This window comes from Celeribacter baekdonensis (assembly GCF_900102315.1).
GTDB lineage: Bacteria > Pseudomonadota > Alphaproteobacteria > Rhodobacterales > Rhodobacteraceae > Celeribacter > Celeribacter baekdonensis.
The window spans coordinates 88,101-95,675 of record NZ_FNBL01000002.1 but is presented as its reverse complement, the minus strand read 5'-3'; the positions used below and the strand labels follow the sequence as shown (position 1 = coordinate 95,675).

At 62.1% G+C, this 7,575-nt stretch carries 7 protein-coding genes and 1 CRISPR repeat array; all 7 genes read right to left on the bottom strand.

Annotated elements, in window-relative coordinates:
- Positions 1 to 30: 30 nt before the first annotated feature.
- Positions 31 to 1,828: a CRISPR direct-repeat array (repeat unit 29 nt; unit sequence CGGTTGATCCCCGCGTGGGCGGGGAACGC).
- Between the two features lie 84 nt (positions 1,829 to 1,912).
- From cas2e to casA, 7 genes are read right to left on the bottom strand one after another with little or no spacing between them, the layout of a single operon-like run.
- The gene (gene cas2e / locus BLT54_RS04585) at positions 1,913 to 2,197 is read right to left on the bottom strand and encodes a type I-E CRISPR-associated endoribonuclease Cas2e (protein ID WP_074641719.1); all 285 of its coding nucleotides are present in this window, start codon (positions 2,195 to 2,197) and stop codon (positions 1,913 to 1,915) included.
- Positions 2,178 to 3,119: a type I-E CRISPR-associated endonuclease Cas1e gene (cas1e, locus tag BLT54_RS04580; protein WP_074641716.1), complete on the bottom strand. Its 942-nt coding sequence runs from the start codon at positions 3,117 to 3,119 to the stop codon at positions 2,178 to 2,180. Before cas1e ends, cas2e begins: the two co-directional genes overlap by 20 nt.
- A gap of 1 nt (position 3,120) precedes the next feature.
- Positions 3,121 to 3,792, bottom strand: coding sequence for a type I-E CRISPR-associated protein Cas6/Cse3/CasE (gene cas6e, locus BLT54_RS04575; RefSeq protein WP_074641714.1), 672 nt, complete (start codon positions 3,790 to 3,792; stop codon positions 3,121 to 3,123).
- A complete protein-coding gene (gene cas5e, locus BLT54_RS04570; protein WP_074641711.1) occupies positions 3,789 to 4,493 on the bottom strand; it encodes a type I-E CRISPR-associated protein Cas5/CasD in 705 nt (234 codons plus the stop codon). Before cas5e ends, cas6e begins: the two co-directional genes overlap by 4 nt.
- Positions 4,486 to 5,535: a type I-E CRISPR-associated protein Cas7/Cse4/CasC gene (cas7e, locus tag BLT54_RS04565; protein WP_074641709.1), complete on the bottom strand. Its 1,050-nt coding sequence runs from the start codon at positions 5,533 to 5,535 to the stop codon at positions 4,486 to 4,488. Before cas7e ends, cas5e begins: the two co-directional genes overlap by 8 nt.
- A complete protein-coding gene (gene casB / locus BLT54_RS04560) occupies positions 5,532 to 6,050 on the bottom strand; it encodes a type I-E CRISPR-associated protein Cse2/CasB (protein ID WP_074641706.1) in 519 nt (172 codons plus the stop codon). Before casB ends, cas7e begins: the two co-directional genes overlap by 4 nt.
- A complete protein-coding gene (casA, locus tag BLT54_RS04555) occupies positions 6,047 to 7,531 on the bottom strand; it encodes a type I-E CRISPR-associated protein Cse1/CasA (protein ID WP_074641705.1) in 1,485 nt (494 codons plus the stop codon). The genes casB and casA overlap by 4 nt, the downstream gene beginning before the upstream one ends.
- Positions 7,532 to 7,575: the final 44 nt, after the last annotated feature.

Sequence of the window (7,575 nt, the reverse complement as noted above, 5' to 3'; positions counted from 1 at the left end):
GCGCGGATCTCGGCCCGCGTGGTTGTCCATCGGTTGATCCCCGCGTGGGCGGGGAACGCCAGATGCGCCCCGTTGGGGTCTCAGGCGAGGCCGGTTGATCCCCGCGTGGGCGGGGAACGCGTCTCTTGACCAGGATTGTCGTCACTTTGTCGCGGTTGATCCCCGCGTGGGCGGGGAACGCGTGACGCCACCAACCGACAGTGCATTCGTTGTCGGTTGATCCCCGCGTGGGCGGGGAACGCCACCGCCTGACATTTCCCCGCCAAGCTCAAAACGGTTGATCCCCGCGTGGGCGGGGAACGCCATTGCAGCCTGTTGTTCAACCGCGCGGGTCTCGGTTGATCCCCGCGTGGGCGGGGAACGCGCGCGCATAATGCCCCACCGCATTTGATTGAACGGTTGATCCCCGCGTGGGCGGGGAACGCATGACATCGGCGGGCATTCCAATGGCGTTACCCGGTTGATCCCCGCGTGGGCGGGGAACGCGATGATCTTGGTGTCGTAACAGCGCCCTTTGGCGGTTGATCCCCGCGTGGGCGGGGAACGCTGATGTCTTCCTGCTCGCCGGTATAGGAAAAACGGTTGATCCCCGCGTGGGCGGGGAACGCGTCGATCTGACTGACTGCTGCAACGGCCACCACGGTTGATCCCCGCGTGGGCGGGGAACGCTACACGGGCCAACGCCGCCCAGAATGCCGCCTCGGTTGATCCCCGCGTGGGCGGGGAACGCGCGAACACTGTCTTGTTGAGAGCGGCCCAGCCCGGTTGATCCCCGCGTGGGCGGGGAACGCTTGAGGCCGCGTTGAAGGCCAAGGGCGGTGCGCGGTTGATCCCCGCGTGGGCGGGGAACGCGTTTGATGTCGCCTGTGAGCGTGTTCAGAGGGCGGTTGATCCCCGCGTGGGCGGGGAACGCAGAGACCGCGCACCCCACGGAAAAGCCAGTGGCGGTTGATCCCCGCGTGGGCGGGGAACGCGGACGGAAGCGACAAAAAGCCAGAGGATGCGCCGGTTGATCCCCGCGTGGGCGGGGAACGCGAAAACGGTTTACGCTCCAAACACAACAGACGCGGTTGATCCCCGCGTGGGCGGGGAACGCGGACGGAAGCGACAAAAAGCCAGAGGATGCGCCGGTTGATCCCCGCGTGGGCGGGGAACGCGAAAACGGTTTACGCTCCAAACACAACAGACGCGGTTGATCCCCGCGTGGGCGGGGAACGCGTTTGTCGAAACCGATTTGATACGTGCATACCCGGTTGATCCCCGCGTGGGCGGGGAACGCGAGCGCTGGTCGAGGCGCTGGCAGCGCTGAACCGGTTGATCCCCGCGTGGGCGGGGAACGCACATCATCGTCTGCCCATTGTAGGCGCAATGCCGGTTGATCCCCGCGTGGGCGGGGAACGCTCGGGATTGACTACGGCTACGTGAGCCATGAGCGGTTGATCCCCGCGTGGGCGGGGAACGCAGCAGCCGCTTGCCGTCTGGGTTTTTGGGGGTCGGTTGATCCCCGCGTGGGCGGGGAACGCAGATCGTCGCCGGTCACCTGCGTGATGTAGAGCGGTTGATCCCCGCGTGGGCGGGGAACGCGACAGCACCCCGTCTACACACGCTTTGTTGATCGGTTGATCCCCGCGTGGGCGGGGAACGCTCATTTCGCACAGGAAAACGTGCCGCCGGTCGCGGTTGATCCCCGCGTGGGCGGGGAACGCACGCTGCCAGCCGAACTGCATGCAAAAGTGACCGGTTGATCCCCGCGTGGGCGGGGAACGCATGAAGTCGAAGGACGGGCAGGTTGGCCGGCGCGGTTGATCCCCGCGTGGGCGGGGAACGCTCTTCCCAGAAAGCATTGAAAACACGTTCGTATTCGATTGTCAAAGAGCGCACCGATTCTTCGGCTTGGTGTGTGAGCGGCGATTTACGGCTTTTGCGGTAGGAATTTCACCAGTTTCAGGCCGTCAAAATCCTCGGGCATTCGACGGTTGCGGCCCGCGGTTGCGAAATCAAAGCCCTGATCGTTTGGCGCGCGCCAGACCATCACCGCATCGCCTTCTTCCACCCCGCCGAGAACCTGTTCCCAGATCCGCTCTCTGGTGCGGGCGGAGTAATCGCCAACATAGACGCCTGCGCGGATTTCCAAAAGCCAGGCCGCGAGACGACCACGCAACCGGGGCGGGGCGCGGCTAACCACGATGACCATCATCGCCGCCCCCTTCCTCATCCTCAAAGGCAGGGCCTACCGCATCAGGTGGCGGTTTCGGCCTTGGCAAATTGCCTGCGGACAAAACCTCTTCGATCTGGGGGATGATTTTCGACAAAAGTCCAGAGCGGCGAAATGCATCGCGGCAAGCCAACCGCACAGCACGGTCAGGTGCCATATCGAGCGCCCCCTTTGCCGCCTGTCCTGCGATGCGAAAGGCCTCCGGCACAACGGTCTGCACCTTCCACAGATCGGCAATGTCATAGACAAAGCTAAGCGGTTTGCCGGTGTGTAGAAAGCCGATTGCGGGGGCGTAGCCTGCGGCCAGCACGGCGGCTTCGGTCAGACCGTGCAGGCAGGCGGTCGCGGCTGAAAGGCAACGGTTGGGAATGTCACCCGCCTCCCAGTCCTTTGGATCATATTTCCGGCGACGCCAATCCACTCCGTATTTGCGCGCCAAAAGCGCATAGCTTTCGCGTACACGCACACCTTCAATGCCACGCAACTGGTCGATGGAGCGGCGCTCTGGCGCGGCCTCACCAAAACGGATTTCGAACATGCGCCGAACGATGCGCAGCCGCGCCGCATCATCAAGTGCCAGCTTTGCCTGCCAGAGAAGTTTGTCGGAGCGCGCGCCGCCCGGTTGACCCGCGGAATAGAGCCGCACCCCGCCCTCACCCACCCAGGTTATCAGCGTCCCGGTCCGCGCGGCCAGCACCACGGCCGCATGGCTGATCCGCGCGCCGGGTTCGAGCATCAGCCCGGCCAGACCGCCGACCGGGATCTGCGTCACCGTGCCATCGGCATTGACCGCACAAAAGGCCCCATCTCGCACATCAAGCTGGGCGCGTTCGACAAAGACCAACTGGGCGCGGTCTTTCAAAGGAATTGGGCGCGGTGGCGGCAGGCCGGGCATCTGAGCCATGTCAGGCCCGCCGGATCAACATCAACCCACACCCAAAGCTTTTGGCCCGGCCAAACCCCTGCGCCAGCTTTTGTGTAAAGGCGTTCGGGTCAGTCACCGTGATCTGTCCGGTCAGATCGAGGATACCAAAGCGCGGTTCACCACGGCGTTTGCCGCGGTATTTCGGCAAGGTGACGGTCTGGTAGTCTTGCACCTCAATCCGGTCCGGTGTGAAACCTGCACGTGCGCCCTGCCCTACCATCCATTGCTCTGCCGCCTCTGAGGCCAAATCCATCCGCTTTTGGTTGCGTTGATCCTTTGGCACGTCATGCAAAAGGTTCATGACGACATCAACGCGTTTGCGCGTTTCGCCACGCAGATCGCGCGTGGCATTGGCACGCAAGAGAAAAGAGAGTTGATCGCCGGGTTTCAGGTCGGGCGCATGTTCACGCACATCGGGGGTCTCGAAAAAGGGGCTGTCCTCCGGCGGGTGCAGCGATTGCACCAAGAATACCCCCTGCCCCTCCTCCCGCCACAAGAAATCGCGCGTGGCCGTGGGATCCCCGGCGAACACCGACCAGATGAGCCGGTGATGGGCATCACTTTTGTCGCCCATCTGGGATGGATCAAGGAGCGCGTTGAGGGCTGCAACCTTGGGGTCACGCGACAGGCGCAAGCGTGAGAGATACATCATGACGGCACCTCTTGGGCGTGAATGTCCGGGTGGGCGACACCGTAGCGCCCTTGTTCGAAATGCCACATTGTACGGTCGATGGCGCGGTCATGACGGGTTTCCACCCGTGCGGGCGCGCCCAGATCAGTGCCTGCATCCGCCACGATCTCGACCATCTTTCGCGCGCCCACCCATGGAGGCAGACGCAGATGCGCCAAGGCCTGCGCGGGGTTTTCGGCACTCAACATTTGCGGATCGAAAGGGGCCGAGAGCGGGCAAGACTTACGGCCAAGAAAACTCTGAAAGACCGGGTGTTTGAGTGCTGCGGCCAGGGCGGGCAATTTCTCGCCCCAGATCGCCACGCCGAAAACACAGTCCGTGCGGTAATCGCGGCTGGTAAGGACGGTGTTCAATTTGCCTGTCCTCTGTGCGTCGCGCAATGCCTGTGGGCGCGATTGCGGGGCTTTCACCGCCGCAGAGGGCACTGTCTGCACAGTATGGTAATCGCGCAAATGACCGGTTCGGCCAAAGCTGGCCACGGCCACCCCAAAGGCCTCCAGATCGGAAAAATCCTGATCCCGCCTGCGCCCCAGAGCCGCGCCCAACGTGCCAATCACCGCCGAGCGCCCTGGAAGTCCGAGAGACCCGCGCCGGTCATGCCCGCCAAATTCGCCCATTGCCCCAATGGACGCGATAAGTTGAAAGATCAGATACTCAGTCATCTGCCCGAGTGCCCCTTGCCGCGAAGGTCGCGATCTCCGACAGGCTCCCCTGTTCTTGTGCGACATCCATAACCATCACGTCATAAGACGTATCATAGGCCCGGTCGATCTTTTTGGCCATCTCGGTCAAGGCGGTGATGCTGGCGCGTTCGTCAGCGGGGACCGCCTTATGGAACGCGCCCGACAGGTCGCGCGGCTGTTGGGGGCCACGCTCAACCCGGATGAATCCCGCACGCGGATGATGGGCGTGGCTGTTCTGTTTGCCCTTGGGTGTGGCGGTAGCCAAAGCACGGGCGAGAGATTCAATCCCCTTTGCCGCCAGTTCACGATCCCCCATCAGGTTCTCCACCAAAAGGTCCTCATTGACGCAGGCATAGAGGTAATAGACCCCCGACCCGAACCCGTGTTCCCCGAGATGCCCTGCACCAGAATCCTCTTCGCGGGTTTTCAGATCATCCACCGCCGTGAACCAGTCATCTTGTACCTGCGCGCGATGGGTTGTGAAGGCATGTGCAACCTGCACCGCCGCATCCCGGTTATATTCAGGACTGTCTGCCAGCATGCGCCCGAACATCGCAATATCCACCGCGCCATCTGCACGGCGCAAAAGCGCCTTTTTCAGATCCTTGTCCTTGGGCAGTTCATCACCCGCCACAGCCTTGGCAGCCAGTTCGCGGGCCAGGGCCCATTCGTCAGGCGAAATAAACGCCAGCGTAGTGGCATTGGTCGAGTCCTTCTCCAGCTTGGAAAAAGTCGCGCCGATGCCCGTGGAAATCGTCTGGGCTTCGGTCTCGGACACGCCCTGTTCGATCAACTCTTTCTTCAGCTCGGTCGCCAGACGGCGGGTACGCGTTCCGGTATGGCCCGCCAGATCCTGCGCGAAATAGCTGCTCTCGCGGATCGCGCGCTTCAGCGATTGCGACGAGATGCGAAGCCGCGGGCTGCCGCCGATCAACGCCTGTTTCGGGCGCCCCTGATCGTCGCGGTTGGGGTTGGAGAGCGGATAGGTTGTGAGCAAGTGGAACTGAATGAAAGTCGTCATTTGGAAATATCCTCAGCAGTGGGGGTCATGGGCGCGTCGGCCCCGTAATATTCAAAGCACCAGTTGGTGCGTGTTTTGTCGGTCCAGAACAAAAGCGCCTCACCCAGATGTGCGACATTGGCCTTGTTGTCGACCATGGGAAGGGCACGACGGATGGCGGCTTCCAAATCCTCAGCCTCGGAATGGATCAACCGATCGAAACGCAGAGGCGACAAAACGGGCTCTTTGCCGCCAAGCTTGCGCGGCAGGGTCGCGTTGCTGTGTTCACGCACATGCGCCAATACACGCGCCAGTCGCGCGATCTTTGCCCCGTCGTACTGTCCAAGCCCAAGCTGTGCCGCCAGATCATGCACCTCTTTATGGCACAGAACACTGATGTCATCGCCGCGCCGCAAGCGCGCCGACAGCCCCTTTTGCGCACCGGTCTCGCGTTTTCCCAACGCGGCGGACCACCAGCCAAGGATGATCTGACCGGGCCGCTTTCCAGCGCCGTTAGTCTCTTTGGTCTCTGTCATGCCTCAACCTCCTGGTTCGTTTTGGGCTTGGGATCAGGCGGCGTCAGGCCCAAATCAGTCCACATCTTCCGACCCTGATTGCTGCGCCCCTGGATCAAGGCGGCCAGCATCCGCCGCTGCGATACAATTTCAGCGGCGTGTTCGATCTTGCCATCAGACAGCCCCGGCAGGGCCAGCGCGTCGAATTGTGACAGCGCCTGTTGCCCGATCGCGGTTAAAAAGCGCTTTGCGATCTTGGGCCCGTCGAACCCGGCCTGCGCCAGATCTGTAAGCGCCTGTGTGAAATCGCCTTCGGTTTCGATCCAGAATTGATCAAGCTGTGCCTGCCGCGCGCTACCTTCGGCCACAAGCTCCGAAAGCGCCTTGCGCAATCCCGATGCCAGGCTATCCGCCGCCGTGATCAAGTCCTTGGCCTTGGCCTGCGCCTGCGCATCAAAGCTCAAAAGCGGAAGCTCGGCCCAAAGGAAATCCTTGGGCTTCATGTTGTCCATCGCCCATCCGGCGGCGATCATCCGTGTGGGCTGCGTTCCAAACCTGTCAAAAATCCCGTCAAGACAAGTGGCCCGCAGACGAAGGCCGTCTGCCTTGTTGGGGTCCGACAGCACAATCCCGATCCAGTTGCGATAGGGCAACCGGCCCGTGGCCGGGTGGCGCGGCAGAAGTTCGGTCCCCTCCTTTTGTCGATAATAAGGCGATAGCGGATGCTCCCAGAGCGCGTAATTCGTACCATATGGCCGCTGAATCACGCCCGTCACACAGGCATCACCGATCAACCGCAACCGGCGCGGCATGCCAAAAAGCGCCTCGACCGGATGCGATTGCGAGGGGCCGACCGTCTGTGCCTTTTCCGAGGTGCGTGTGGCCCGCATCCACGGCAAATCCTGTGGGCTGGCGGGTTGACCAAAGGGCATATTTGCCCAGATCAGATCCCATAGCCCCGTGCCCGGATCGGCCAGTGTCACAAGCGGCCCGCCCCCGCGCATGGAGGTCCGGTTGCCCGCCCCACCCGCTGGCGCGAATTGTTGAAAGGTATAAAGAGCCATCGCGGCGAGCGGCAGGGACAAGGTTTCATACCTGTCGCGATGCACCATCAGGTCGGCATTGTTCTTGGCGGTGTTTCCGCCGGAGGAATCGATAAACAAGAAATCAGGGCCAGATGGCGTGCCCGGAAGGTCTTCCAAATCCTGCATGAAACGCGGCCCGTCGCCCAAAAGCTCAAACGCACCGGCATACTTTGCCAAACGGGTTTCAAGCGTGGCCGCATCAGGTCGCGCACGCACCCAATCGTGCCGATGCGCCGGTGGCGCGGCCATAAGGACCAGCCCGATCAGCAACTCGTAACAGGCAAGGTTAAGATCTGCGCGCGGCCAATCCGGCGCGACAATCAGCGGATCCGCCATCTGATGCGGCGCAATGATACGGCGTGATCCATCCATCATACGGACAGGAATCCAAGGATCGGAAATCAGGTTAAGTGACATAATGTCTCTCGAAAAAAGTTGAGACGAGAATAGCCCTCGCCATT

Excerpts from the sequence above, each read along its gene's own strand:
- cas2e (WP_074641719.1), bottom strand. The coding sequence starts at position 2,197 with ATGATGGTCATCGTGGTTAGCCGCGCCCCGCCCCGGTTGCGTGGTCGT.
- cas1e (WP_074641716.1), bottom strand. The coding sequence starts at position 3,119 with ATGGCTCAGATGCCCGGCCTGCCGCCACCGCGCCCAATTCCTTTGAAA.
- cas6e (WP_074641714.1), bottom strand. The coding sequence starts at position 3,792 with ATGATGTATCTCTCACGCTTGCGCCTGTCGCGTGACCCCAAGGTTGCA.
- cas5e (WP_074641711.1), bottom strand. The coding sequence starts at position 4,493 with ATGACTGAGTATCTGATCTTTCAACTTATCGCGTCCATTGGGGCAATG.
- cas7e (WP_074641709.1), bottom strand. The coding sequence starts at position 5,535 with ATGACGACTTTCATTCAGTTCCACTTGCTCACAACCTATCCGCTCTCC.
- casB (WP_074641706.1), bottom strand. The coding sequence starts at position 6,050 with ATGACAGAGACCAAAGAGACTAACGGCGCTGGAAAGCGGCCCGGTCAG.
- casA (WP_074641705.1), bottom strand. The coding sequence starts at position 7,531 with ATGTCACTTAACCTGATTTCCGATCCTTGGATTCCTGTCCGTATGATG.